1 protein-coding gene is annotated in these 521 nt (G+C 36.1%); it reads right to left on the reverse strand.

The genetic code is table 11. From position 1 onward, the window contains the following. Positions 1-344 (reverse strand): DUF4270 family protein (locus tag DC366_RS20725; protein WP_165802973.1); only part of this gene is annotated, 344 nt, incomplete at its 3' end. Positions 345-521: the final 177 nt, after the last annotated feature.

Here is a 521-nt window from a genome sequence, read left to right on the forward strand (position 1 = left end):
GTTGTAGATGAATTCAATGAGTCGCCAAAAAAGTCTTGACCATAGTTGATAATCAATACCGCGGAATCTACAGTAGCATTAAGAGGTATACGGGAATCCCCGTTTGATACGTTTTGAACCGCGAATTGAATTGATGCGTTACTTTCGCCAATTATCGGATCTTTGAGGTATCCTAGTGGTAATTGTGCTAAACCTTTGGTGAAAATACTATCTTGTTTAACGGTTGAAGCGTTGATTTCTAAGGTGTCGATGAGGACGCCATTAATTTGATCTCCGGGATCAACATCTAAACCAACTTTTGAAGGGTTATCACAACCGCTTAAAATAAAGAGACTTATCAACAAAGTTAATAAGTCTCGTAAATGATATCTCATATGTTAAAATTGAAAACTAACCAACAATTATGCAGTTTCAAGCTCTTCGCTCGCAAATTGCTCGTAAAGGTTGCAATAATTTTCGAAATCTTCATCTTTTTCAGCGTTGGTAAGAGGAATATCTGCTTTTTTAACAAATTTTAACAG

This window comes from Pelagivirga sediminicola (assembly GCF_003072125.1).
GTDB classification, from domain to species: Bacteria; Pseudomonadota; Alphaproteobacteria; order Rhodobacterales; family Rhodobacteraceae; genus Roseovarius; species Roseovarius sediminicola.